The sequence below is a fragment of the Nitrincola salilacus genome (assembly GCF_046271865.1).
GTDB lineage: Bacteria > Pseudomonadota > Gammaproteobacteria > Pseudomonadales > Balneatricaceae > Nitrincola > Nitrincola salilacus.
In genome coordinates this window covers 214,419-239,167 of sequence record NZ_CP176580.1, presented here as the reverse complement: position 1 = coordinate 239,167, position 24,749 = coordinate 214,419, and the positions used below count along the sequence as shown (strand labels likewise).

Genomic DNA, 24,749 nt, shown 5'->3' with positions numbered 1-24,749 from the left:
AACAGCCCACTCGCAATCCGAATGGTCGGCCACACTATCAGAGGATACGGGAGCCAGAATTTACGCTGGCTCCCGTGGGTTGGATCTTTTTATTTGCGCTTCATCGACTGGAAGAACTCTTCATTGGTCTTGAAGTCCTTCAGCTTATCGATAACGAACTCAGTCGCAGCGGAATCATCCATCGGATCCAGCAGCTTACGCAGAATCCACATGCGCTGCAGCTCATCTTCGGTGGTCAGCAGATCTTCACGACGCGTACCGGAGCGACGGATATTGATCGCCGGGAACACGCGCTTCTCAGCAATACGACGATCCAGATGAACCTCGGCATTACCGGTACCCTTGAACTCTTCGTAGATTACTTCGTCCATCTTGGAACCGGTATCCACCAGCGCCGTGGCGATAATAGTCAGACTGCCGCCCTCTTCGATGTTACGTGCGGCACCAAAGAAACGTTTCGGGCGTTCCAGAGCATGCGCATCCACACCACCGGTCAGTACCTTGCCGGATGAGGGGATAACCGTGTTATAGGCACGTGCCAGACGCGTGATGGAGTCGAGCAGAATCACGACATCTTTTTTGTGTTCGGTCAGACGCTTGGCTTTTTCCAGCACCATTTCGGCAACCTGCACATGGCGTGATGGCGGCTCATCGAAGGTGGAGGCAACCACTTCGCCACGCACGGTGCGCTGCATGTCGGTGACTTCCTCAGGACGCTCGTCAATCAGCAGTACAATCAGATAGCAATCAGGGCTGTTACGCGTGATGCTGTTGGCAATATTCTGCAGCATCAATGTCTTACCGGCTTTTGGCGGAGAAACGATCAACGCACGCTGGCCTTTACCCATCGGCGATACCAGATCGATAACACGCGCAGTGATATCTTCGGTACTACCGTTACCCACTTCCATACGGATTCGTGACTGGGCAAAAAGAGGGGTAAGGTTTTCAAACAGGATTTTGTTTTTGGCATTTTCGGGACGATCAAAGTTTATATCGTCCACTTTCAACAGCGCAAAGTAGCGCTCGCTGTCTTTCGGGGGTCTTATCTTCCCGGAAATCGTGTCACCTGTACGCAGGTTGAAGCGGCGTATCTGGCTCGGCGATACATAGATATCATCGGGCCCGGCCAGGTAAGAACAGTCGGCTGAGCGAAGAAAGCCAAAACCGTCCTGGAGAATTTCGAGAACGCCATCACCATGGATATCCTCGCCGCTCTTGGCGTGCTTCTTGAGGATCGCAAAGATGACATCCTGCTTACGGGAACGGGCCATGTTTTCGAGGCCCATGGTGTTCGCAATTTCCAGAAGGTCTGGAACACTTTTAAGTTTTAATTCGCTAAGATTCATAGTGTCTTTAGGTGCAGCCGCTAGGGACTGAAATATGAATGGAAATGAGGAGGTTAGTTGGAAAGATTCAGTTCTGATCAACTACAGTTCTGATCATTACGTGCGCAGGAATAAAGATGAAAAAGTGCACGTGACTTCAATATAAAGGCTTTAATTTGTCATGTCCAGCACTTACCGAGAGAAAACGTGACCTGGCTCAACTTAGTCACGCTTTCCACGGCAACAGGCATCACAGATTAGCGTCGATGAAAGCTGACAGCTGTGATTTTGACAAAGCCCCGACTTTAGTGGCTTCAACATTACCGCCCTTGAACAGCATCAGGGTAGGAATGCCGCGAATGCCGAACTTCGGTGGGGTTTCATTGTTTTCGTCGATATTCAGCTTGCAGACCTTCAGCTTGCCCGCATACTCTCTGGAGATCTCTTCCAGAACAGGCGCGATCATTTTGCATGGGCCACACCATTCTGCCCAGTAATCAACCAGCACCGGACCTTCGGCTTTTACCACTTCGTCTTCGAAAGTCGCATCGGTGACATTAACGATGTTTTCACTCATGAGATACTCACTCCACAGCACCCGCTGCTCTTTTATTCGACAATAAGAAACGGATGATAACACCTGCATCAAATCTTTGTGAACACCTGCCGCTCGAATCAATTGCAGGATTAATTGTTATTCACGCTTCTTTAGACCTCCCGCCTCTGGCAAAATGCCCTGACCTTAAATCGCTTGGCTTTACTCGAAAGAAAGGACAACGCACTCATGTACGATCAGGAAAGCACACCGGATCAGACAGAAAGAGGCTCACTGCTGGCAGCAGTCGATCTGGGTTCCAACAGTTTCTATATGGTGGTTGCCAGGCTGGTGGACGGACAACTCAAGCCGATCGATGTGATGTCTGAAAAGGTGCAACTGGCGGCGGGACTCGATTCTTCGGGCCTTCTCAGCGAATCCGCACAGCAGGTTGGACTTGAATGCCTGAGCCGTTTTGCACAGCGCTTGGCCGATCTGCCACGCAAATCGATTCGCGCCGTGGGTACCAATGCGCTTCGTGAAGCATTGAACAGTGACGAGTTCATTGAGCGTGCCAGCCAGATTCTCGGCCTTCCGGTGCAGATCATTGCCGGGCGTGAAGAGGCTCGCCTGATCCACCTTGGTGTTTCACATACACTTGCCAATGACAGCGGCAGACGGCTGGTGATCGATATAGGTGGCGGCAGTACAGAGTGTGTTATCGGTGAGCGTTTTGAACCGCGCCTGCTGGAAAGTCTGCAGATGGGTTGTGTCAGCTTTACCAAGCATTACTTCCACTCAGGCCAGATCACAGAGTCCGCCTTTATGAAGGCCGAAACGATGGCGCAGCAAGAGCTGTTGTCACTGCGTCGTGACTATCGCCGCCTCGGCTGGAGCAGCTGTGTCGGCTCGTCCGGCACCATCAAGGCGATCAAGCAGGCCTGTGAAGCACTGGGTTACAGCGAAATCAGCATTACTGCCGCGGCGGTCCGCAAACTTAAGGACTACCTGCTGAAACAGGGCCATGTAGACAAACTCAGCTTTGATAACATCAAGCCGGAACGCGTCGCTGTGCTGCCCGCTGGATTGGCTATTCTCACCGCTGCCTTCAACTCCCTCGGCATTAAAGAGATGGAATACTCCGACGGCGCTCTGCGTGAAGGGGTGCTATACGATATGGCGGGCCGCCTTCGCCATGAAGATGTGCGTGAGCGTACGATCCTCGCTTTGATGCGCCGCTACCATGTCGACACAAAACATGCCGCCTCTGTTGAGGCCACAGCCCTGATCGCACTGGCGCAGATCAAGGATAAATGGAATCTGGGCGATCCCGAATATCATGACATGCTCTGCTGGTCTGCTCGCAGCCATGAGATAGGCATGACCATCTCTCACTCACGCTTTCAGCGCCACAGCGCCTATCTGCTGCAACACTCAGATCTCCCGGGTTTCAGCAACCTGGATCAGCAGTTGCTGGCATTTCTGGTGCGCGGTCATCGCCGCAAGATCCCGAAGGATGAGCTACGTGCCCTGCCCAAACAGAAACAGGACGCCTATCTGAAACTGTGTCTGATACTACGCCTGGCGATCATTCTGCACCGTAGTCGCAGCAAGGCACGCCTGCCCGCTTTCAATCTGCGCACTGAAGAGCAGAAAATACAACTAAGCTTCCCACCGGGCTGGCTGGCACAACATCCGCTGACACAGGCAGATCTGGAGCAAGAGATCGAATTCCTGCGCGCCATCGACTATAAACTGAAGCTCGACTAAGTGTCTGCCATACCTGCAAACGTCGTCGGTAAAGCTGCCGGAAGACGCTTTCAGACTCCACTTACTGTACTCAGGCTGCGATACTGAGACTATCATCTGATCGGGAGATTATTTATGTGGGAAAGGATGCCACTGCGACTCAAAGGCTATCTGATTACCGGTACGGGCGTACTGATGCTCTCCCCAGATGCTCTGTTCGTCAAGGACACGGAAACAGACGTCGCCACCTTCATGTTCTGGCGCGCCCTGCTGCTCGGCAGCGTGCTGTTACTGGTGGCGGTGTTGCGTTACCGTAGCGAACTCCCTCAGGCTATAAAACGCTGCGGACTGGCTGCCTGGGTCTGCCCGCTGGCGATCGCCTGTGGTGCCTGGAGCTTCGTGGCAGCCAATCGACTCACAGCGGCCGGTAATGTGTTGGTGATACAGAATATGGCACCATTGATTGCAGGTGTCATCGGATTGATCTTCTTTTCCCAGAAGCTGCGATTGCAGACCTGGATCGTGATAATTCTGTGCGTATTCGGTGCGGTGCTGATGGTGGCAGGCGAAATGGGGGCCGGTAATCCCATTGGCCTGATCGTGGCACTGGCACTACCCGTCGCAATGGCCCTCAACACAACCGTCGCCAGCGCTCAGCGCGGTGTTGATACCACTGTCATTCTGCCTTTGGCCTGCGCCCTGATGCTGATCCCTGCACTGTTGATGGGTGGCGCCAGCCTGCCAGAGTGGAGTGATATGAAACGCCTGCTGCTGCTCAGCCTGTTTTTCCTGCCCTGCGCCTACTTCCTGATCCAGAGCGGCCCACGCTACCTGCCGGGTGCCGAGGTCAGCCTGATGCTCCTGCTTGAAACAATCCTCGGTACACTGCTGGTGTGGTGGTGGGTCGGTGAGCTGCCAACAACGCTGGCATTCATCGGTGGCGGACTGATTCTGTCAGTATTGGCTGGCAGTGCACTACTGGATCTGTATCGCATGAATCGCAAAGCGGCCCGCGGTGCGCCAGATCCGAGAGAGATCACTCGCCCGACTGACTAACTGACAATCTGCCGAACAGGTCGCTAAATATAATCCGGATAGAGCTGCGCAATCCCTGATGCCCCCACCATATCACCCAGCAGCCAGATCTGCTCAAACGGATGCTCTGGCGGCACAGTGACCTTGTCCAGATTTTCCAGCAGCTCGCCACGGGTCCACAGAGGGTTGGCGTTACGAATCACCAGCCAGACTCTCTCGGAATGATAGCGCTTGAGTGACTTGCTTTGCAGTATGGTATTCAGCGCCATCAACAGGCGATGATCAGGCTCCGTCTGTAACAGATGCTGCAGCGCAATCCGGGTTTCATCACTGAGTTCCCTGCCCAGCACCAGCATCGCCTCCGCCTCACTGCCATAGAGATGTGCGATCTCCAGATCCAGTCGAGACTTATCCAGATAGCAGGACACATCCGGTTTGCGCGGCTCGTTATGCCAGATATGCCGCATTGGCACATGAAAACTTCGCTCATACTGCCGCATGAATACTCGGGCGGCCTCATGCTCAAGTTTGATCTTTTCCTGCTGACTGCTGGTCATCATGCCATCGCTTCTCCCTGAATCTCAGCCTAGCAACTTAGCCTCAAAAGAACAAAAATGGAGCCAGTCAATCTGTGCAGCGCTACTCACCAGCGCTACTCACCAGCACTACTCACCATTACTACCTACCAGCGCTGCCTGCCAGCACTACCTACTCAGCACAACCTGCAGTCTATTTGATTCAGAAGAGCACCAATTGCTGCGCAGTAAGCTGGTGCTCACTATCAGGGTCAAGACGATAACCGACACCCAGCAGTCTGACCGGACGCTCACCCCGCCGCCAGGCTTGTACCATCAACGCCAGATAGAGCTCTCGAGTCGGCTGCTGACAACTGGATTCGACAGTGGTCTGGGTAAAGTCATGAAATTTCATCTTCACCAGAATGCCCCGAATACGATAGCCGCTCAGCCTGGTATATCGCTGCTGCAGATCCTCCAGCAACTCATCCAGATGAGCGAGACAGGCCTCCAGGTCCGGTAGATCCTTGGCGTAAGTATGTTCCGTGCTGATCGATTTACGGATACGACTGGTTTTGACCGGCCGTTCATCCACACCCCAAGCCAGCTGGCTCAGGCGTTGCCCGAAACGACCGAAATGGCGCAGTAGAAAATCAAGCGGCTGACGGCGCAGATCTGCGCAGGTATAAATCTGAAGTTGATGGAGCTTTTCTGCCGTTTTACTGCCAACTCCGTGCAGTTTTTCAATCGTCAGCTCACTGACAAACTGATCCACCTGCTCGGGCAGGATCACGCACAGACCATCCGGCTTGTTCCAGTCACTGGCAATTTTAGCCAGAAACTTACTCGGCGCTACGCCTATGGAGACCGTCACACCCACCTCATCGCGGATACGCTGGCGTATCTCCTGCGCAATGAGTGTCGCACTGCCACGACAGGCCATCGACTGCGTTACATCCAGAAAGGCTTCATCCAGCGACAAGGGCTCGATCAGATCGGTGTAATCCTGATAGATCGCCATAATCTGGCGTGACGTTTCCTTGTAAGCCTCCATCCGACCGGATACCAGCGTCAACTTTGGGCATAACTGAAGCGCACGAGCCGTCGACATAGCCGAGCGTACGCCATAGTGCCGTGCTTCATAGTTGCAGGTGGCGATCACGCCGCGACGATCAGACGCACCACCTACCGCAATGGGAATACCCCTGAGAGCAGGGTTATCGCGCATCTCAACTGCTGCATAAAAGCAGTCACAATCGCTATGAATGATCTTTCTCATAACACGATTGTATGCGCAGCCTCCTCTGTCTGCTATCTATCAGCTCACTTAAACTAAGAACGCTCAAACTGGCCAACGATACCATTCAATTGCTGCCCCAGTTGCGCCATCTCCTGACTGGCCTCCGATGAGTGATGCGCCGACGTGGCACACTCCTCTGCGATATGACGGATACGATCAACGCTCTGGGTAATCTCCTGAGACACCAGGCTCTGTTCCTCGGCAGCACTCGCGATCTGCGTGTTCATATCCTTGATTGCCAAGACACGGGTCGTGATGGTGTTCAGCAACTCATTGGCTGAGCCTGCTTTTTCCACCGTTGTTTCACTCGACTTCTGGCAATCCTGCATCTTCTGCACAACCCGCTCAGTGCCTCTTTGCACGTTATCTACAAATGCCTGCACCTGCACCGTGGAGTCCAGGGTGCGCTGAGCCAGAGTTCTCACCTCATCGGCTACCACTGCAAAACCACGTCCGCTCTCACCGGCACGGGCCGCTTCAATCGCTGCATTCAGCGCCAGAAGATTAGTCTGATCCGAGATCCCCTTGATCACCTCCAATACCTGACCGATGGAGGCCGTATGCTGCCCAAGCTCCGTGATACCCTGCGCCATCTCCTGCAACTGAGACGCCAGATCGCGGATACTGTCGATCATCAAACCGACCATCTGCTTGCCTTCACCCGCATCATGATCTGTCTGCTCGGCCAGCGCCTGAGCTTCGGCAGCACTTTTCGCAATATCCGTTACCGTGCTGACCATCTCCTCCATCGCAGTAGCAACTTCAACCGTTTCGTTCTTCTGTCGCTGGGTACCATCACTGGTCTGCTGTGACACACCTGACAATTGCTCAGAGGCCTGCAGCAATTGCTGCGAACTGGTGCGGAACTGTTCGATCACCTCCTGCAGGGTGGCAAAGAACTCATTGGTATTACCCGCCAGTACACCTACCTCATCACGGGTGGTGACGGGAAGCCTTTTACCCAGGTTGCATTGACGGTTACGCAGATCCTGAACCATGCCATCGATGACATGACTGGCGGACAGCATCGGCCTGACCACGCTACGTGTGATCAGGTAGGCAATCGCAGCACCCAGCAGCGCCGCTGCCACAACCAGTGTGATCATGATCAGGCTGGCAGCGCTGATCTGCTCCTGCGTGTCATCCCCAACCTGCTCCAGGCTGCTGAAGACATGCAACTGCAGCGCATGCGCCGCATCAGTCAGTTCCGGCCCTTCCGGCAAGATGTACTCAGTGAGTATCTGCTGGTAGCGATCCGTCAGCTCTGTCAGCTGAATAAATGCCTGCTCGTAGCTTTCCCAGGTTCGAGCAAGGTCCGCAATAATCGCCTGCGTCTCCAGACCGGCGATCTCTTCAAAGTCACTGATCGTGAAGCGCGCATCATCAATCAGAAACCCCGCCTCACGCCGGGCAGCGTTGTCCATGGTGATGGAGAAAAGACCAACCTGAGTACTGGCGTTCAATACCTGCCCCTGCGCAGCTACTGCAACACGCACTTCGGTCAACCGACCACTGACCAGTGCCGTCTCTACAAGGCGCTCAATTTCACGCCGCGCAGCCGGACCCAGATCATTCAGCAATTGCTCTCTGATTTCGCTGATCTCAATGTGAAGAGGAACCAGCTCTTCAGTAAAACGGCTCCCAAAAGTACCATGACGGGATGACAGCGCATCGATCATTTGTCGACGCTGCGGATCATTGAAGTGCTCGCCTGCATCAAGTATCAGGCTCTGACTCTGGTTCCGGTAACCTGTAAAGGCTGCAGCATCATCCAGAGAACCACTGATCCTGAAATTAAACATGGCCAGGCGTTCGTTATAGATGGAGCGCATGATTTCGGTCGCTCGACCGGTATTGGGAACCATATTGCCGGTAATGATGTTTGTGGCCTGGCTGACACTACCCAGGTTCAGCACCGCTATAAAACCCACCAGCATGATAACAATCAGGAGAAAGGCTGGTGCGACCAGCGATTTACCCAATACACCCAGCGATCTGGATTTACTCTTATTATTTTTCACTCTGCTCTCCCACTTCATGAACCTGCTCAGCGCCAATACAGAGCGACAGCAAACTGCAGATTGCTATCCTGTGACTGAATTTTAGTTCATTTAGAGCAAGCAGGGTGCCATAAAATAATATTTTCTTATAAATCAATTATATAAAAAATATCTGCACAAAAACCGGGCACAAAGGAGGATGTAATGCGCGGAAAACCACCCATTGCAGTTCTTAACAGGGTGGATATCCGACCAAAAAGGAAGGAGATGGCAGAAGCGATCAAACATCGGATCGCTTCTGCCAAGTGGATTAACAGTCTGTTACTGCTGAGGACCTGCCGCGATGATCGCTTCAGAGACTCCCTCAAACTTCTTGAAGTTTTCCACAAACTTTCTGATCAACTCGGCCGCAGCTGCATCATATGCAGCCTTGTCCTGCCAGGTCTCACGAGGGTTGAGCAGACTGGCGTCAACACCAGGTACGCTTACCGGAACAGACAGATTGATACCGGGCAGCGCCACTGTCTCGCAATCCTTCAGAGCACCGCTTTGAATCGCACTGATGATACCGCGTGTTGTCGGGATACTGAAACGTGTGCCCGTACCGTAGGAACCACCTGTCCAACCGGTATTAACCAGATACACCCGTGAACCGAAAGCATCGATACGCTTCATCAGCAGATCAGCATACACATGGGCCGGACGTGGGAAGAAAGGCGCACCGAAGCAGGTCGAGAAGGTGGACTTGATACCGCCGCCCGAACCCATTTCAGTTGAGCCCACCAGCGCGGTGTAACCAGACAGGAAGTGATAGGCTGCCGCCTCTTTGGTCATCACCGATACAGGAGGCAGAACACCGGTCAGATCGCAGGTCAGGAAAACGATCGCATCAGGCTCAGCGCCCATATTAGTCTCGGTGCGCTTCTCGACATGCTGCAGCGGGTAAGCACAACGACCGTTTTCGGTCAGAGAGGTATCGCAGTAATCAGCCTTGCGACTCTCATCCAGCGTAACGTTTTCAACAATCGAACCAAAGCGGATCGCATCCCAGATAATCGGTTCGTTTTTCTGGCTCAGGTTGATGGTCTTGGCATAGCAGCCGCCCTCAAGGTTGAACACAACCCCTTCGCCCCAGCCATGCTCGTCGTCACCGATCAGGTAGCGATCAGGATCAGCTGACAGAGTGGTTTTTCCGGTGCCGGACAAACCGAAGAACAGCGTAGTGGAACCATCATCTCCAACGTTGGCAGAGCAGTGCATCGGCAGCACATCATGCGCCGGCAGCAGGAAGTTCTGCACTGAAAACATCGCTTTTTTCATCTCACCGGCGTAACGCATGCCTGCAATCAGCACTTTGCGCTGAGCGAAGTTCAGAATCACGCAACCATCGCTGTTGGTGCCATCACGCTCGGGTACACATTCGAAACCAGCAGCATTGAGCACCTGCCATTCACCCTTATCAGCCGGGTTGTAGGTTTCCGGACGGATAAACAGATTCAGTCCGAACAGGTTCTGCCAGGCAGTCTCTGTCGACATCTTGACGGGGATATAGTGGCTGGGATCAGCACCGACATGAACCTGTGCAACAAAGTGTTCACGATCTGCCAGGTGCGCTTCAACCCGCGCCCAGAGTGCATCGAATTTATCTGTCGCGAACGGGCGGTTGATACCACCCCAATCTATCTCATCAGCCGTTGATGACTCTTTGACAATAAAGCGATCCAGCGGGGAGCGGCCGGTACGTTGACCGGTAGTCACCACCAGGGCACCACTGTCGGCCAGCACACCTTCGTTTCGCCGGACTGCAAACTCCACCAGTTCAGCGGGACTCAGGTTCTGGTGTGCGTTGTTAGCGGTCTGTTCAGTCATTACAGAATTCCCTTGGCTTTGAGCCAATGATTACCTGGAGAGCAAACATCACCCTCGGTCGCATAATAACAGCGTGACCGAAAGCAGATTCTGCCGTTTCTATTGCCTGATCCCAGGTCTGGGTGTCAGAGCTCATTGTTCAATCTTATTATGGGGTCGAGCATTATTACATAAAAAAAAGCGCAATGGGATCACTCGGGATAACCCTTAGCCACTGACTAATATAAGAAACGACTAAAGTATAATTTCCGCCTGCAGCCATTACGACCGCTCATATCCTGATCATGAAAGGATCAGTGCATCTGCTCCTGATTACCCAGATGCCCACCCTCGGCGTAGAGTGCAGCTATATCAGTACTGTCGAATCCATAACGCTCATTACAGAACTGACAATCCACCTCTATCACCCCATCCTGCTCGGCCAGCATCTCATTCAACTCCTGTTCGGTCATGAACTTGAGAGCCTGCGCACAACGCTCGCGGCTGCAGTCACAATGGAAGCTGATCAGCTTCGCATCAAACAGTCGGCAAGCCTCCTGATGATAAAGCCGATACAGCAGCTCTTCATTGTTCAGCGACAGCAGCTCATCAGGCTTCAGAGTCTGCGCCAGCATTTCGATCCGCTGCCAGTCCTCCTTCACCTCAGCGGCACCTGGCAGTACCTGCAGCATGAACCCTGCCGCACGAACACCATCAGCTGCCAATTGAATATGTGTAGGCAACTGCTCAGACTGGATGAAATAATCCTGCAAACAGGCCGCAAGATTATGCCCCTCAAGCGGCACCATGCCCTGGTAGCGTTGCCCATTGGCAGGCTCAATAGTCAGCGCCAGATACCCTTTACCCAACAGGTCCGCCAGAGACGTCGACTCAGGCAACTCATCGTTGAGCCTGGCTATCGCACGTAGCTCATTTTGATGATTACACTCCGCCATCAACAGCCGAATGCTGCCTTCGCCCTGAGCCTGAAGCAGCAAGCGCCCTTCAAATTTCAGCGTAGAGCTGAGCAGACTGACAGCAGCCAGCATTTCACCCAGCAGACTCTGCACGGCAGCAGGATAGGCATTGCGGCTCAACACCTCCTGATAACTCTGCTCCAACCCGGTCACCACACCACGCACATCCAGGTCATCAAACAGAAAGCGTTGAATTGTATCAGCTGTACTCATGCCTTGTTTTTCCAATGTAAGCCAATGTATGCCGCTGTATTGCAACAAACTGAGATCGGCTCACGGCACGAAGCTTTCAGTTTGCCAGACTGGCAATAATTTCAAATTATGAAGAAGCGATTATGGAGCCAGCCCGAGAGCACTGCTACCATAAGGATTCAATTTTAACATATTTGATCCTGTGAGTAGCCATGACACGGACCCGCCCTGTTTTTTCTGATACGTGGCAATTTCTGCCGCTGATCACACTGCATCTGGTCGCCCTGCTGCTGTTTCTGAGCTTTATTCTTCCAGCCGGATTCGAACTCTGGCGCGCACTGGATCGGCAGGTATTTTTTGCCTTGAACGGGACGCTGTCAGAAGGCGGTGACTGGGCACTTTTCTGGGCCTGGGCAAATACAAGGGAAAAGGATCTGACGCTGGCGGTGATCATGCTGCTGTTTCTGGTTTTTCCGCGCCTGTGCTTTCATCGCCTGCAGCTACAGCAGGCGCTGGTGGGCTTTCTCGCACTGATGCTGTTGCTGCTACCTTTTCGCTACGGATTCTATGAGCTGGCAAAGGTGATGGATCTGACCGGCCCGAGCCCCTCACGGGAGCTGACACCCACCATTTTACTGACTGAGCTTTTCCCGCATATCGACGCCAAGGATTCAGCAGGACGGAGTTTTCCTGGCGATCATGCCACCGTGATGCTGCTGTGGTTTGGTTTTCTGATCTGGAATCGACGCTCTTTCGGGACGCTGCTCGCCGGTATACTGACAGTGGTAGCCATTCTGCCACGGATGGTCGGTGGGGCGCACTGGTTCAGTGACGTTGCTGTCGGCGGGCTCGTTGTCGCTCTGCCGGTACTGGCCTGGGCCTGCTATACCCCTATTACCCTGTGGATAACACAGAAGCTTGAAAAAGCCTTTTTACCTCTTTTTGACCTGCTCAGTTGGATACCGCTACTGGGACGCTTACCTTTTTTTGCCGCCAGCCATGAACGACGCCAACAGAAAGCAGAGGCTAATCCCAGCTCCCCTTAACGCGCAACAACTCGCGTCGACTCTTCTTGTCTGGCTTTGCATCAGGAGCCGAACCGTGCATCTTACGCTGCGCGGCCTTCGCCTCCCGCTGCGACTGACTATCCTCTGTTTCACAATAAAGCAGCTGAGCCTCTGCCGCCCCGCGTCGCTGGCCTGATAGCGCCAGCACGATCACGGTTTTTTCCTCATTCCCCTGGCGGATCTGGATATGCGCCCCTAGCTCAACAGCCTTGCTGCACTTGCTACGCTGGCCATCATAATGGACCTTCCCCCCCTCAATCATCTGCTTTGCAATCGCGCGCGTTTTGTAGAAACGAGCAGCCCAGAGCCATTTATCCAGACGGATTCGTTCATCATGTTCAGCATGGTTCATCGTGTTGGCATCACTTCATCAAAATGGTCTATGGCCATAAATTCGGTAATAGTGCGTCTGGGGCCTTTGCTGTCTGGCTGACGAATGCTGAGCAGGTGCCGGATACCATACTCACGTGCCGAACCAAGCACAGCCAGCGAGTCATCCACCAGCAGGGTACGTTCGGGATCGAAGGGCTCCAGCGCCTGCAGACGCTGCCAGAATAGCTGCTCTTCCTTAGCCGCCTTGAGGTCATGTGAACAGATCACTCGATCTACCAGTTGATCCAGTCTCGTCTGCTCCACTTTAAGCGTCAGACTGCCCTGATGGGCATTGGTGACGATCACAGAACGCAACTGCTGATCTTTCAACGCCTGCAAAAACGCCTTAACATAAGGGCGAAAAGCGATCCGATCAGCCACTTCACGCTTGAGTTCGGTCACCGGCAACTGCAACTCCCGAGTCCAGTAATCAAGACAGTACCAGTTCAGAGTCCCCTGCTCACGGACGATACGCTCATGCAACCAGGCCCGCGCCTGCTCAATATCCATCTGATGAAACTCGGCATAGCGAAGTGGAAGAAACTCCAGCCAGAAATGGGAGTCAAAATGTAAGTCAAGCAGGGTGCCATCCATATCCAGCAGTACGGTATCTATGGCTTGCCAATCAAGCATAATCAGTTAACACTTCTTTTCAGTAACGGGTTTGGTAACAGGTTTATTAACGACAGTACAACTAGTATGCCCCCGGCTGTAGTGATTTTGAAGAGCGATTTTGAAGAGCGATTTAGAAGAGCGTCATGTTTCAAGCTCAGCACCTCGGTTACGAGGTATGGGCTGATATGACCCAAAGGAGAACAGATGGCAATTGCACCTGAGCTGATTCAGGAACTTCTTGAACTCAGTGAGCAGGCCGGAGAGGCCATACTTGAGATTTACCATGATATCGATCGATGGCAGGAGAGCACCAAAACGGATGACTCACCTGTCACGGCGGCAGATATCGCCGCCCATAACTTGCTGCTGCAGGGGCTGCAGCGTATCACACCCGATATACCGGTTCTCAGTGAGGAGTCTGCCGAAATACCCTGGTCGACCCGTCGTAACTGGGATCGTTACTGGTTGCTGGACCCACTGGATGGCACACGTGAGTTCTTGCAGCGCAATGATGAATTCACCGTCAATCTGGCACTGATCGAGCAGGATAAACCCGTGTTCGGGATCGTTTATGTACCTGTATCGGGACACCTGTACTGGGGAGGCGGTGACGCTGCATGGCAACGTGCCGCTGGCCACACCAGCAGGATAAATACGCGCCAGGCAGGCAGAAAAATCACCCTGCTCACCAGCCGTCGCCATGGTAAATCTGAAGCCGAGGCTTTTGCCGAAAGACTCGCCTCCTGTTGCGAGGAGATAGATACACTGGCTTATGGCAGTTCCATAAAGCTGTGCCTGATTGCCGCAGGAGAAGCAGACCTCTATCCACGCCTTGCACCGACCAGTGAGTGGGATACCGGCGCAGGACAGGCAGTTCTGGAAGCGGCTGGCGGAGTACTGTGCAATCTGCGAACCTACCTGCCGTTGCGCTACAACTGTAAGGAGTCACTGCTGAATCCAGCCTTTATTGCCTGCGGAGATCCTAAGCTGCTGCAACTGCTGCTGGAAAAAAGCGCTGTGAGTGAAAGCCTCTGACCTTGATTTCCAAGGTACTGCCCCCATCAACAGTATAGCAGTAGGGTTTCATGATTTTCCGGCGTGATCAGACAGGTCTGCTGCCGTCTGAGACCCTCGAATACCACACATTTTGTGCCATGATACAGCCCGGTTTAAGTGCTATTATCAAGACACTTGGATGGTCACATCCACTGATAACAATCAGTTTTATGCTAGAACACTTAAGCACAAGCACACTTGTGTTCAAGAACACTGTCAAATCAAATAAGGTGAATCACGATGAGTTTTGAACTGCCAGCACTGCCATATGCCAAAGATGCACTGCAACCTCACATCTCTGCAGAAACGCTTGAATACCACCACGGCAAACACCACAAAACCTACGTAGACAAGCTGAACGGCCTGCTCCCCGGTTCTGAGTACGAAGGCAAAACGCTGGAAGAGATCATCACATCAGCACCTGCCGGTGGCGTTTTCAACAACGCTGCACAGATCTGGAACCACACATTCTACTGGCACTGCCTGTCACCAAACGGTGGCGGCGCGCCAACTGGTCCGATTGCTGATGCTATTAATGCAAAATGGGGTTCTTTTGAAGCTTTCCAGAGCGAACTGAACGACAAGGCTGTGAATAACTTCGGATCCAGCTGGACCTGGCTGGTTAAAAATGCCGATGGCTCACTGGAGATCGTCAACACCAGCAACGCCGGCACGCCAATGACTAACGGTCAGACCGCACTGCTGACAGTCGACCTGTGGGAACACGCTTACTACATCGACTACCGCAACGTGCGTCCAAACTACCTGAATGCCTTCTGGGCGCTGGTAAACTGGGACTTCGTGAACGAAAATTTCACCAAGTAAGGCCCCTGCAGGGTCTGCTCCTCTGGGGTAGACCTCTGCCGCCGGCGCATCTGAGTCGGCGGCCGCACTTATCCCATGACAAAAACTCTCTCTATAGACACTTCATCTACAGACACTCACCCTGAAGGTAACTCACGTCCGGTCACCTCAAGCCAGAGTGATGTTCACCCCGGCCTTGCAGCTCTGCTACAACGCTACCGTGATGCCGTGTTCAATAAGCCTGTGGCCGACTTCAATCAGCTAGCCTTCGATCGCGCCAGTGAATATCTGTGCGCCCATGGCGGACCACTGATACTGGACTCAGGCTGTGGAGTTGGTGACAGCACCCGCGTGATCGCCCGGAATTATCCAGATCATCTGGTACTGGGGCTGGATCGCTCTGAAGATCGTTTGTCGCGTCAACGTCAGCCCCCCCTGCCCGACAATGCTCATCTGATCAGAACTGATCTGGTTGATTTCTGGCGCCTTGCAGCTGCGGCTGAATGGAAGCCGGAGCATCACTTTCTGCTCTACCCCAACCCCTACCCGAAGCCTCAGCAGCTACAACGCCGTTTCCATGGGCATCCGGTTTTCCCTCATTTCGTCACGCTGGGAGGCACCATCCATTGTCGCAGCAACTGGCTGATCTATCTTAAGGAGCTGGCCAGCGCATTAGCGCTGTATGGTGTTGATAGCCAGATCACACCCGTACCGAATGAACCAGCCATGACACCTTTCGAACAGAAGTATCGCAACAGTGGCCAGGCGGTCTGGCAACTACTCAGCGCACCGCCACCTGATCCAGGCGACGCGCGATAATCTCGATTCGCTCTTTTGTCAGAGCGATGAACGTCACGCCTGCATGGTAAACACCTATGTCACCACCGTCGTATCGATTGAATGAGCTGGTTGCCTGAGTCATCCGCATGTCCAACCACTTGTTTTGCTCTTCAACCTCATTAAAGCGAGCCTGCTCAGGCAGGTAGTCCAACAAGTCATGAAACAGTACATAAAGCTGGGCATCATAAAGATGCGACAGATTTGAGATGGTCCGGTTCAGCTCATTCTGCTCAGCTGTTTCGGTCAAGACTTGTTCCAACTGACGAATCGGCTGAGAAAAGCTCGGGTTCCACTCCAGTGTAGTAATGATCGGCGTGATCACCGGCTCTGCTGGCACCTCTTCTGCAACCACAGGTATCGTCCGTGTCTCTGGCGCCGCGGCTGGGGTCAGGTAAGGAATGGATATATCATCCAGCGTACCACAGGCCGAAATCAGCAGTGCCACCGGCAGCAACAGGCCAGCACTCAGCATTTTGGTTAATTTCATCTCGTCTTCCCGAAGTGTTATCAGCAAAGCTGCCTAGTTTAGCGTAATAATGGCTCCAGATGTTGCCAGATTGTATCCAGAATCATTGGCTGCGCCTGAGCATTGGGATGAATACCGTCATCCTGCATCAGATCCCAGTCCAGCGCGACACCTTCCAACATAAACGGAACTCTTTCAACCTTATACTGGTCTGCTATATCGGCATAGAGTTCGAAAAAGGAGTCACCATAGCGAGCTCCATAATTGGGTGGCAGACGTATACCGATCAACAGCACCTGAGCACCGGCATCCAGTGGCAGCTCCACCAACTGACTCAGATTATTGCTTATGACCGGCAGAGGCAGACCACGCAGGCCATCATTGCCCCCTAGCTCCACCAGCACCCAGTCGGGTTGATGCCTCTCCAGCAGTGCTGGTAATCGATTCAAGCCCCCGCTGGTAGTTTCACCGCTGCTGCTGGCATTGATGACTGAATAAGCATAGCCTTGATCCTGCAGGCGTTTTTCAAGCAGGGTGACCCAGCCCTGTTGCTGAGATATTCCATACGCGGCAGACAAGCTGTCGCCCAGCACCAGAATTGTACCGGCGTGCAATGGCATGGCCAGAAATATGACCATTAACAGGGATAAGACAATACGCATGGCTAACCTCAATTCAGCTGATAACATCCTTGAGGCACACAATGTCGCAAAATGGTTCCCGACACAAGGCGGCCGTGTGACCCTCTTCAGTGACCTCAATCTGAATATACGCAAGGGTGAAAGCATTGCGATCATAGGACGTTCAGGTGCCGGCAAGTCAACGCTGCTGAGTCTGCTGGCCGGCCTTGATACACCCAGTCAGGGCAGTATCAGCTTCGATGGGAAAGCACTGGAAACACTGGATGATGAAGCCCGGGCACAGCTGCGCGCTCACCATATCAGCTTTATCTTCCAGTCGTTCCACCTGCTTCCCGAGTTGAATGCCCTGGATAACGTGCGCTTGCCGCTGGAAATCAGAGGCGACAAGGATCCTGATGTGATTGCCAAGCACTGGTTGTCGCAGGTAGGCCTTGCAGAGCGACTGGATCACTTCCCGTCGCAACTATCCGGTGGTGAGCAGCAGCGTGTGGCTATAGCTCGGGCTTTTGCCACCAGCCCGGGCTTGCTGTTTGCCGATGAGCCTACGGGTAATCTTGATGAAGAAACAGGCCATCAGATTATTGACCAGCTGTTTCAATTGAATGCGCAGGAGGGTGCTACGCTGGTACTGATTACCCACGATACCGAGCTGGCCGCCCGCTGCCAGCGCCGCCTGAGTCTGCACAATGGACAGTTGCATGAGGTGAGCGCATGACAGGTACCATCGGGCTGGCATGGCGCCAGCTGCGTAACCAACTGCGCACCACTGAATGGCGCGCGCTCCTGCTGGCGTGCTGGATCGCCATTGCAATCGCCACCCCTCTGGCGCTACTTGCCGACCGTCTGGAGCGCGGACTACTACAAGAGAGTGCAGCGCTTCTAGGTGCGGATCTGATACTTCGGGCCCAGCGCCCGATCCATCAGGAAAGAATCAGCGATGCCGAAGCTGCGGGCCTGAGCATGACTCAGGTCATACAGTTTCCAAGCATGCTGGCGCGGGATGACGAGATGATGTTGGTGTCTGTGCGTGCGGCACGCGCACCCTACCCGCTTCGAGGCCAGATAATCACCTCTCCCGAGCAGGCAGATGATCTGCCTGCTCCAGGTCAGATCTGGGCCGAACAGCGCGTATTCACTCAGTTGGGATTGAGTCTTGGAGACAACTTGCAATTGGGCTATGCAGACTTTGAGATCACGGCAGTACTGCAGAGTTCACCGGATCGGGGCTCAGGCTTTCGCAGCTTCAGTCCACATGTGATCATCAATGAAGAGGATCTGGAAGCCAGCGGTATTCTTGCTCCCGGCAGCCGAGCCGAGTTCCGCCTGCTACTGGCGGGAGACGAGGACGCCATCGAAACGCTTGATGAGAAGTGGCGACAGGATCTGCGCACTGACGAGCGCCTATACTCACTTCAAAATGATCAACCCATGACAGGTGCAGCGCTGGGCAACGGTCTGCGCTATCTCAAGCTGACAGCATTGATCGCACTGCTGTTAGCGGCGCTGACCATCACCCTGAGCCTGCGCCGCTTCAGCAATGGACAATTTTCACGCTGTGCATTGTTGCTGAGCCTGGGCATGCCGCCAAGGCAACTGATCAGACTTTACTTGCTGCAACTGCTGATGGCCTGGGCCATCGTTGCACTTCTCGGCACAGCCACCGGGCTGCTGCTCGAGCAGTTGGTCATCGGGTGGCTGGAAGATCTGCTACCTCAGGCGCTGCCTGCAGCGGCACCTCTGCGCTACTTCAGCGGTGCCGCACTGGGGCTTGCACTCCTGGTGTTGCTCGGCCTGCCACCGATTCTGCAGCTGGCACGCGTTCCCGTATCGCATCTGTTTCGCGGCGATGGGGCACCTCAGGATAAGCGCGCCAGCCTGCTGTACCTGACTTGCCTGATACTGCTGGGCGTTGTATTGCTTGCTTTTCTCGAAGAGTATATGGCCGCCTTGGCTCTGCTGGTACTGCTGCTGGCAGGTGGTGCCTTGTTCGGATGGGTCACTCAGCAAGCACTACTCTTGCTGACACGACCACTTGCCAAGCGGCTGTTGCTGGGGCGGTTGTTGTCGATGCGCCTGCGCCAGCAACGACGCTGGCATCGCCTGCAGTCAGCGGTACTGGTTCTATTGCTGACACTGCTCAGTGTAGTTTGGATCAGCCGCACCGATCTGCTGGAATCCTGGCAAGAACAGCTGCCGGTGGATACACCAAACTATTTTGTCGTCAACATCCAGCCTTGGCAGAAGGATGATCTGGACGACTTTTTTGCCACTCACGAGATCGACAGTCTGCTCTACCCTATGGTGCGGGGACGTATCAACTCGCTCAATGGTGAGCCTATTCGGCCGCAGATGAACGAGGAGCAACTGGAGCACAATACGCTTAATCGTGAATTGAACCTGAGCTGGGCTGCACAAGCGCCAGACAACAATCCGCTGACAGCAGGCACCTGGTGGTCCTCAGACACCACTGAAGCGGAAGTATCGGTCGAGCAGGAGATGGCAGACGAGCTGGGCCTGTCTCTGGGCGACACTCTGGGCTTCGACATAGGCGGGTTGCCTCTTGAAGCGCGTATCACCAACCTGAGGCAAGTGGAATGGGGGTCCTTTCAACCGAACTTTTATGTCATCTTCAATCAGGGAGCCCTGGAATCCTTCCCGGCCACATTTATCACCAGCTTCCACCTCGAGAGTGAAAAGCAGCAGCTGGTTAACGATATGCTGCGCGCCTTTCCATCACTGACGTTGATCGATATCGATCAGTTGCTGCAACAAGCGGCGCTCTGGCTCAAACGCCTGGGTGACAGTTCGGCGCTGATTCTGGCAATGAGTCTGATCTGCGGGGGGTTGCTGCTGATAGTCACGCTGCTGCAAGCACTTGAGCAACGCCGTTATGAAGTGGCACTGCTGCAGACGCTTGGTGCAACGGCAAAACAGACGCGCCAGCTCGACCTGCTGGAGTTTCTACTGCTGGGGCTGGTCGGAGGGTTGCTGGCCAGTCTGGCAACGGAGCTGACGCTGGGAGCACTGCACCTGACACTGCTGAAGATCCCGGTACAGTTGCACTGGCAACTCTGGGTGGTACTGCCACTGGGCGCAGCACTGTTTTTCTGCCTCAGCGGGATCATCATGCGACGCCCGCTGCTGCTGGAACAGTGCTACCGCTTACTGCGCAGCGCTACCTGATGCTCAAGACGCTTTGAAGGTTTTCACGCCTTCAGGCGTCGACATCAACACCAGATCCGCACCGCGCAGCGCAAACAGGCCATTGCAAACGACACCCGGCAGATTGTTCAGGTGTCTTTCCAGTGCTTTCGGATCAACGATCTCCATATCATGCACATCCAGAATCAGATTGCCGTTATCGGTCACGAAGCCTTCACGGTAGACAGGCTGCCCTCCCAGCTTGGCCAGCTCACGCCCGATCAATGAGCGCGCCATCGGAATCACCTCAACCGGTAATGGAAAGTTGCCGAGCAGATCCACTTGCTTGCTCTGATCAACAATGCAGACAAATTCACGTGAGGCCGCTGCAACAATTTTTTCACGTGTCAGAGCTCCACCACCACCCTTGATCAGATTCAGATGAGGGTCAAATTCATCCGCACCGTCGACATAAACATCGATCCCGCCGACAGAATTCAGGTCCAGTACTTCAATACCATGCCCACGCAGACGTTCTGCAGTTGCCTCAGAACTGGCAACCGTAGCAGCAAAACGATCCTGATGAGATGCAAGAGCATCTATGAAACAGTTCGCCGTAGAGCCTGTGCCCACACCGACAATACTGTCACGTTCCAGTTTTTTCAGAATATGCTCCACTGCCGCCTGTGCAACAGCACGTTTCATCTCATCCTGTGTCATTTTGTCTCGCCTGGTTATGCCATCAAAGGTTAAATGCTCGGTTTCAGCCTTCATTATAGATTTTCTGGCCCGTAATTGGGTAAAAATCATCCCTGGAGCCTCAGCTTTATAGACGATGGCTGGCTGAGCCGATACCATCACTGATCCTGTATTAACCACCAACTCTGATGAACAGTCTCTGATATGGCACACCGATACATCAAAAAGATTCTTGAAGCGCGTGTCTACGACGTCGCGGTGGAAACACCGCTGGATCCTGCACCCGCCCTCTCCATCCGACTGAACAACCGCGTACTGCTCAAGCGCGAGGATATGCAGCCGGTATTTTCATTCAAACTGCGCGGCGCCTATAACCGCATGGCGCAGCTGTCTGAAGAGGAGCGTCGAATCGGTGTGATTACCGCCTCTGCCGGCAACCATGCCCAAGGGCTGGCGATGTCGGCACATGCACTCGGGGTCAAGGCGACTATTGTCATGCCCAAGACCACACCCGAGATCAAGGTCAACAATGTCCGCGCACGAGGCGGCAAGGTTGTACTGCATGGTGACACCTTTGATGAAGCTCAGGCACATGCGCGAAAACTGGTCAGCGAAAAGGGATTTGTCTACATTCCGCCTTTTGATGACCCGGATGTAATCGCCGGTCAGGGTACCATCGCGATGGAGATTCTACGTCAGGAAAGCGGCCCGATTGACGCCGTGTTCGTTCCTGTCGGCGGCGGCGGTCTGATTGCCGGTATCTCGGTCTATATCAAATACCTGCGCCCTGACGTCAAGGTGATCGGTGTTGAGCCAGAAGATGCGGCTTGCCTCAAGGCCGCACTGGAAGCTGGATCACGTGTGATCCTTCCTCAGGTAGGTCTGTTTGCTGATGGTGTTGCCGTGGCTCAGATCGGCGAACATACATTTGATCTGGCACGCCAGTTTGTCGATGAGGTGATCACCGTCACCACTGATGAGATCTGCGCCGCAGTGAAGGATATCTTTGACGATACCCGCTCCGTCTGCGAACCGGCCGGAGCATTGGGGGTGGCAGGTCTGAAGAAGTATGTCGAGCGCGAAAAGTGCAGCGACCAAACCCTGATCGCCATCGACTCAGGTGCCAACGTCAACTTCGATCGCCTGCGCCATATCGCCGAGCGCTCCGAACTGGGTGAAAAGCGTGAGGCGATCATCGCCACGCGGATTCCAGAACGCCCCGGCAGCTTCAAACAGTTCTGTACTGCTCTGGGGCGTCGCAACATTACCGAGTTCAACTATCGTTACAGTGATGACAAGGAAGCGATCATCTTTGTCGGCGTGCAGATCAAGCCGGAAAACAACGGCCGCCAGGAACTCGTTGACCTGCTCACCGAACAGGGCCATCAGGTAGTGGATCTGACCGATAATGAGATCGCCAAGATCCATGTCCGTTATATGGTCGGTGGCCATGCACCCGTCAGCGTGGATAATGAAGTGATTTTCCGCTTCGAGTTTCCGGAAAGACCCGGTGCCCTGATGACCTTCCTGAGCAAGCTGGGGGGGCGCTGGAACATCTCCATGTTCCACTATCGCAACCATGGTGCTGCCTATGGCCGGGTACTGGTCGGCATGCAGGTACCGCCAGAGGATCGTAAGCTGGTCGAGCAGTTCCTGGAGGATATCGGCTACAACTACTGGGATGAAACGGATAATGAAGCTTACAAGCTGTTTCTTGCGTGACCTGGACAGCCAGCCACTTCAATGTACATCATTGCCGATCGATCATTACCGATCGATCATTACCGATCGATAGCACTGTGATATAACTCTAAAGAACATCCCTCAGGGTGGAGCGTCACAACGGTCCACCCGCCTGACTCACTGCTCTCGACTACCCATGTTGCTCCCGTACCGTATCAGGCATCTCCGGCACATGCTCAAACTCTCGGCTGACAAAAGCGCTGACAGTAAAGATCAGCAGAGTGATCACACCCCAGCTGAGACCCAGTACTACACCTGCATCAATAATTCCTCGCCAGGGCTGCGGAATCAGATGAACCACCTGAATCACCAGAACAATAGCCACAATCAGAATCAAGGTAATCATCTGACGTTTGCGCTCAACATCAAACAGTCCAAGACAAAATGCAGGAGCCAGCAACAGGCGCAAGGGGGTTGGATTCTGTGTCAAATAATAGATACGAGAGGCAACACGAGGAGAAAATCCCTTCTGAAACCCTCGATAACCTTCCGAAAAGCCCATGAATACCAGGCTGGCAAACAGAGCAAGCCAGTGCAACCAGCTCATTGGATAACCGAATATCTCCAGGCTGATTAGGCCGAGCCTGTAAATCGCTGAACCGAGCAGCAGCAAAATAGCGCCGAGTCCCCAGAAAATGGCTATCAGATAGGACACATCAACCTCACCGGAAAAAATCAACGCGCCATTATAGCGTGCCTTCTGTGCAGTTACAGTGTCGAAAGGTGGGATTGTCAGCTAGAAAAGTACAAAGAGACAGGAGGGGAGTGCCGGCAGCAGCAAATACGGCTGCCGGCAGAAGCGAAGGAAGTATGATTACTTCTGCGCGTCGGTCAGTTCTTTGCCTTGTTCAGCCCAGAACTTCTGAGCACCTGCATGCATAGGTGTCACGATTCCGTTCACACCAGAATCGATTGACATCGCTTTTGCAGCACCTGCAACAGAGTACATGAACTCAAGGCCTTCAGTTGAGTAGACCTCTTTCAGAGCGTTGTAGACAACGTCTTCAGAAACATGACGGCCTGCAGTCCACAGAGCTGAGTCCTGAATAGTAACAACATCATAGTCAACACCAGAATAGGTGCCGGCTGGAATAGTTACTTCGCTGTAGTAAGGGTGATCATTGAACAGCGTGCCATTCTTGGCAGCTTCGTGTACCTGCAGCAAACGGATACTGTTGCTGGTGGCTGCCTGAATGACGGACGCATTCGGGAAACCAGCGAATACCCACAGAGCATCTATCTGACGGTCACCTATGGCTGAAGCACCCTGGTTGTATCCGATATACTGTGGATTGATCTTATCCCACAGCCCAACACCTTCGAAGAAGCGCTGCGCAGAGGCTGCTGCACCTGATCCAGCAGGACCTACTGCAACACTTTTACCTTCAAGCTGAGCCACATCAGTGATACCCGAGCCATCCAGAACGATCAGGTGTGCAGGTGCACCATACAGGTAAGAAACGGCATGAACGTTACGATAGTTACGCGTATCGTTAGTCAGCTTACCATTTGCACCCAGGAAGACATCACCGGAATAAGTGATACCGAAATCAGCATCGCGCGAATTGACACGACGCAGGTTCTCAACAGAACCGGCGGATGCCATGTTGGATACTTCAATACCTTCCAGGGCACGGGACAGACGAGTCGCCATACCGTTTGAGAAGTACTGGAAAGTACCGCCGTCAGGGCCACCGGAGAACGCCAGACGCTCAGTAGACTGGGCAACTGCTGTAACACTCAGGGTCAGTGCTGCAACTGCTGCTGCGGCGATACCCGCAATTGATGCCGTTTTAGTGAAACGCATTTTTTTCAACATCGATGTT

Annotated in this window: 24 protein-coding genes; 10 read left to right on the top strand and 14 right to left on the bottom strand. The window is 53.6% G+C overall.

Annotated elements, in window-relative coordinates; translation table 11 throughout:
• Positions 1 to 89: 89 nt before the first annotated feature.
• The gene (gene rho / locus ACK3CJ_RS01120; protein ID WP_409524573.1) at positions 90 to 1,349 is read right to left on the bottom strand and encodes a transcription termination factor Rho; all 1,260 of its coding nucleotides are present in this window, start codon (positions 1,347 to 1,349) and stop codon (positions 90 to 92) included.
• Between the two features lie 229 nt (positions 1,350 to 1,578).
• Positions 1,579 to 1,905, bottom strand: coding sequence for a thioredoxin TrxA (gene trxA / locus ACK3CJ_RS01115; RefSeq protein ID WP_151704993.1), 327 nt, complete (start codon positions 1,903 to 1,905; stop codon positions 1,579 to 1,581).
• Between the two features lie 207 nt (positions 1,906 to 2,112).
• Here trxA and ppx point away from each other — a divergent pair, with 207 nt between their 5' ends.
• Positions 2,113 to 3,633: an exopolyphosphatase gene (gene ppx / locus ACK3CJ_RS01110; RefSeq protein ID WP_409524572.1), complete on the top strand. Its 1,521-nt coding sequence runs from the start codon at positions 2,113 to 2,115 to the stop codon at positions 3,631 to 3,633.
• A gap of 114 nt (positions 3,634 to 3,747) precedes the next feature.
• Positions 3,748 to 4,668 carry a DMT family transporter gene (locus ACK3CJ_RS01105; protein WP_409524571.1) on the top strand — a complete coding sequence of 307 codons (921 nt, stop codon included), beginning with the start codon at positions 3,748 to 3,750 and terminating at the stop codon, positions 4,666 to 4,668.
• 23 nt (positions 4,669 to 4,691) lie between these two features.
• Here ACK3CJ_RS01105 and ACK3CJ_RS01100 read toward each other — a convergent pair whose 3' ends face one another.
• Positions 4,692 to 5,207, bottom strand: a complete 516-nt coding sequence (locus tag ACK3CJ_RS01100) for a hypothetical protein (RefSeq protein WP_409524570.1) — start codon at positions 5,205 to 5,207, stop codon at positions 4,692 to 4,694.
• Positions 5,208 to 5,261: 54 nt separating this feature from the next.
• Between ACK3CJ_RS01100 and ACK3CJ_RS01095 the strand changes: the two genes are divergently transcribed.
• Positions 5,262 to 5,384, top strand: a complete 123-nt coding sequence (locus ACK3CJ_RS01095) for a hypothetical protein (RefSeq protein WP_409524569.1) — start codon at positions 5,262 to 5,264, stop codon at positions 5,382 to 5,384.
• Between the two features lies 1 nt (position 5,385).
• Here the strand turns inward: ACK3CJ_RS01095 and dinB are convergent, their stop codons facing one another.
• The 4 genes from dinB to hslO all read right to left on the bottom strand — a co-directional run bounded on the left by dinB (position 5,386) and on the right by hslO (position 11,500).
• Positions 5,386 to 6,441 (bottom strand): DNA polymerase IV, encoded by a 1,056-nt coding sequence (gene dinB, locus ACK3CJ_RS01090; protein WP_409524568.1) that lies wholly within the window; start codon positions 6,439 to 6,441, stop codon positions 5,386 to 5,388.
• A gap of 53 nt (positions 6,442 to 6,494) precedes the next feature.
• The gene (locus ACK3CJ_RS01085; RefSeq protein WP_409524567.1) at positions 6,495 to 8,483 is read right to left on the bottom strand and encodes a methyl-accepting chemotaxis protein; all 1,989 of its coding nucleotides are present in this window, start codon (positions 8,481 to 8,483) and stop codon (positions 6,495 to 6,497) included.
• Positions 8,484 to 8,783: 300 nt separating this feature from the next.
• Complete coding sequence (locus ACK3CJ_RS01080) at positions 8,784 to 10,331, bottom strand: phosphoenolpyruvate carboxykinase (protein ID WP_409524566.1); 1,548 nt, start codon at positions 10,329 to 10,331, stop codon at positions 8,784 to 8,786.
• Positions 10,332 to 10,624: 293 nt separating this feature from the next.
• Positions 10,625 to 11,500: an Hsp33 family molecular chaperone HslO gene (hslO, locus tag ACK3CJ_RS01075; protein ID WP_409524565.1), complete on the bottom strand. Its 876-nt coding sequence runs from the start codon at positions 11,498 to 11,500 to the stop codon at positions 10,625 to 10,627.
• 191 nt (positions 11,501 to 11,691) lie between these two features.
• On the opposite strand from hslO, the gene ACK3CJ_RS01070 reads away from it, so the two are divergent.
• On the top strand, positions 11,692 to 12,525 hold the full coding sequence (locus tag ACK3CJ_RS01070) for a phosphatase PAP2 family protein (protein ID WP_409524564.1): 834 nt from the start codon (positions 11,692 to 11,694) through the stop codon (positions 12,523 to 12,525).
• Here the strand turns inward: ACK3CJ_RS01070 and hslR are convergent.
• Positions 12,506 to 12,898 (bottom strand): ribosome-associated heat shock protein Hsp15, encoded by a 393-nt coding sequence (hslR, locus tag ACK3CJ_RS01065; protein ID WP_409524563.1) that lies wholly within the window; start codon positions 12,896 to 12,898, stop codon positions 12,506 to 12,508. The genes ACK3CJ_RS01070 and hslR overlap by 20 nt on opposite strands.
• On the bottom strand, positions 12,895 to 13,551 hold the full coding sequence (gene yrfG / locus ACK3CJ_RS01060) for a GMP/IMP nucleotidase (protein WP_409524562.1): 657 nt from the start codon (positions 13,549 to 13,551) through the stop codon (positions 12,895 to 12,897). The genes hslR and yrfG overlap by 4 nt, the downstream gene beginning before the upstream one ends.
• 186 nt (positions 13,552 to 13,737) lie before the next feature.
• Between yrfG and cysQ the strand changes: the two genes are divergently transcribed.
• The 3 genes from cysQ to trmB all read left to right on the top strand — a co-directional run bounded on the left by cysQ (position 13,738) and on the right by trmB (position 16,212).
• Positions 13,738 to 14,568 carry a 3'(2'),5'-bisphosphate nucleotidase CysQ gene (cysQ, locus tag ACK3CJ_RS01055; protein ID WP_409524561.1) on the top strand — a complete coding sequence of 277 codons (831 nt, stop codon included), beginning with the start codon at positions 13,738 to 13,740 and terminating at the stop codon, positions 14,566 to 14,568.
• A 261-nt stretch (positions 14,569 to 14,829) separates the two neighbouring features.
• Positions 14,830 to 15,414, top strand: a complete 585-nt coding sequence (locus ACK3CJ_RS01050) for a superoxide dismutase (protein WP_409524560.1) — start codon at positions 14,830 to 14,832, stop codon at positions 15,412 to 15,414.
• Positions 15,415 to 15,489: 75 nt separating this feature from the next.
• The gene (gene trmB / locus ACK3CJ_RS01045) at positions 15,490 to 16,212 is read left to right on the top strand and encodes a tRNA (guanine(46)-N(7))-methyltransferase TrmB (RefSeq protein WP_409524559.1); all 723 of its coding nucleotides are present in this window, start codon (positions 15,490 to 15,492) and stop codon (positions 16,210 to 16,212) included.
• Here trmB and ACK3CJ_RS01040 read toward each other — a convergent pair.
• Together ACK3CJ_RS01040 and ACK3CJ_RS01035 are read right to left on the bottom strand one after the other, a co-directional pair.
• Positions 16,175 to 16,720 (bottom strand): hypothetical protein, encoded by a 546-nt coding sequence (locus ACK3CJ_RS01040; protein WP_409524558.1) that lies wholly within the window; start codon positions 16,718 to 16,720, stop codon positions 16,175 to 16,177. The two genes, trmB and ACK3CJ_RS01040, sit on opposite strands and share 38 nt — an antisense overlap.
• Before the next feature lie 38 nt (positions 16,721 to 16,758).
• Entirely contained in the window at positions 16,759 to 17,361 is a 603-nt protein-coding gene (locus ACK3CJ_RS01035; RefSeq protein ID WP_409524557.1) for an arylesterase, read from the bottom strand.
• Between ACK3CJ_RS01035 and ACK3CJ_RS01030 the strand changes: the two genes are divergently transcribed.
• Positions 17,360 to 18,055, top strand: a complete 696-nt coding sequence (locus tag ACK3CJ_RS01030) for an ABC transporter ATP-binding protein (protein WP_409524556.1) — start codon at positions 17,360 to 17,362, stop codon at positions 18,053 to 18,055. The two genes, ACK3CJ_RS01035 and ACK3CJ_RS01030, sit on opposite strands and share 2 nt — an antisense overlap.
• Positions 18,052 to 20,523: an ABC transporter permease gene (locus ACK3CJ_RS01025; protein ID WP_409524555.1), complete on the top strand. Its 2,472-nt coding sequence runs from the start codon at positions 18,052 to 18,054 to the stop codon at positions 20,521 to 20,523. The genes ACK3CJ_RS01030 and ACK3CJ_RS01025 overlap by 4 nt, the downstream gene beginning before the upstream one ends.
• A 3-nt stretch (positions 20,524 to 20,526) precedes the next feature.
• Here ACK3CJ_RS01025 and rpiA read toward each other — a convergent pair whose 3' ends face one another.
• Entirely contained in the window at positions 20,527 to 21,201 is a 675-nt protein-coding gene (gene rpiA, locus ACK3CJ_RS01020) for a ribose-5-phosphate isomerase RpiA (RefSeq protein ID WP_409524554.1), read from the bottom strand.
• 183 nt (positions 21,202 to 21,384) lie between these two features.
• On the opposite strand from rpiA, the gene ilvA reads away from it, so the two are divergent.
• Positions 21,385 to 22,902, top strand: a complete 1,518-nt coding sequence (ilvA, locus tag ACK3CJ_RS01015; RefSeq protein WP_409524553.1) for a threonine ammonia-lyase, biosynthetic — start codon at positions 21,385 to 21,387, stop codon at positions 22,900 to 22,902.
• 151 nt (positions 22,903 to 23,053) lie between these two features.
• Here the strand turns inward: ilvA and ACK3CJ_RS01010 are convergent, their stop codons facing one another.
• Together ACK3CJ_RS01010 and ACK3CJ_RS01005 are read right to left on the bottom strand one after the other, a co-directional pair.
• Positions 23,054 to 23,578: a hypothetical protein gene (locus tag ACK3CJ_RS01010; RefSeq protein ID WP_409524552.1), complete on the bottom strand. Its 525-nt coding sequence runs from the start codon at positions 23,576 to 23,578 to the stop codon at positions 23,054 to 23,056.
• Positions 23,579 to 23,737: 159 nt separating this feature from the next.
• Positions 23,738 to 24,742 carry a TAXI family TRAP transporter solute-binding subunit gene (locus ACK3CJ_RS01005; RefSeq protein WP_409524551.1) on the bottom strand — a complete coding sequence of 335 codons (1,005 nt, stop codon included), beginning with the start codon at positions 24,740 to 24,742 and terminating at the stop codon, positions 23,738 to 23,740.
• Between the last annotated feature and the right edge of the window lie 7 nt (positions 24,743 to 24,749).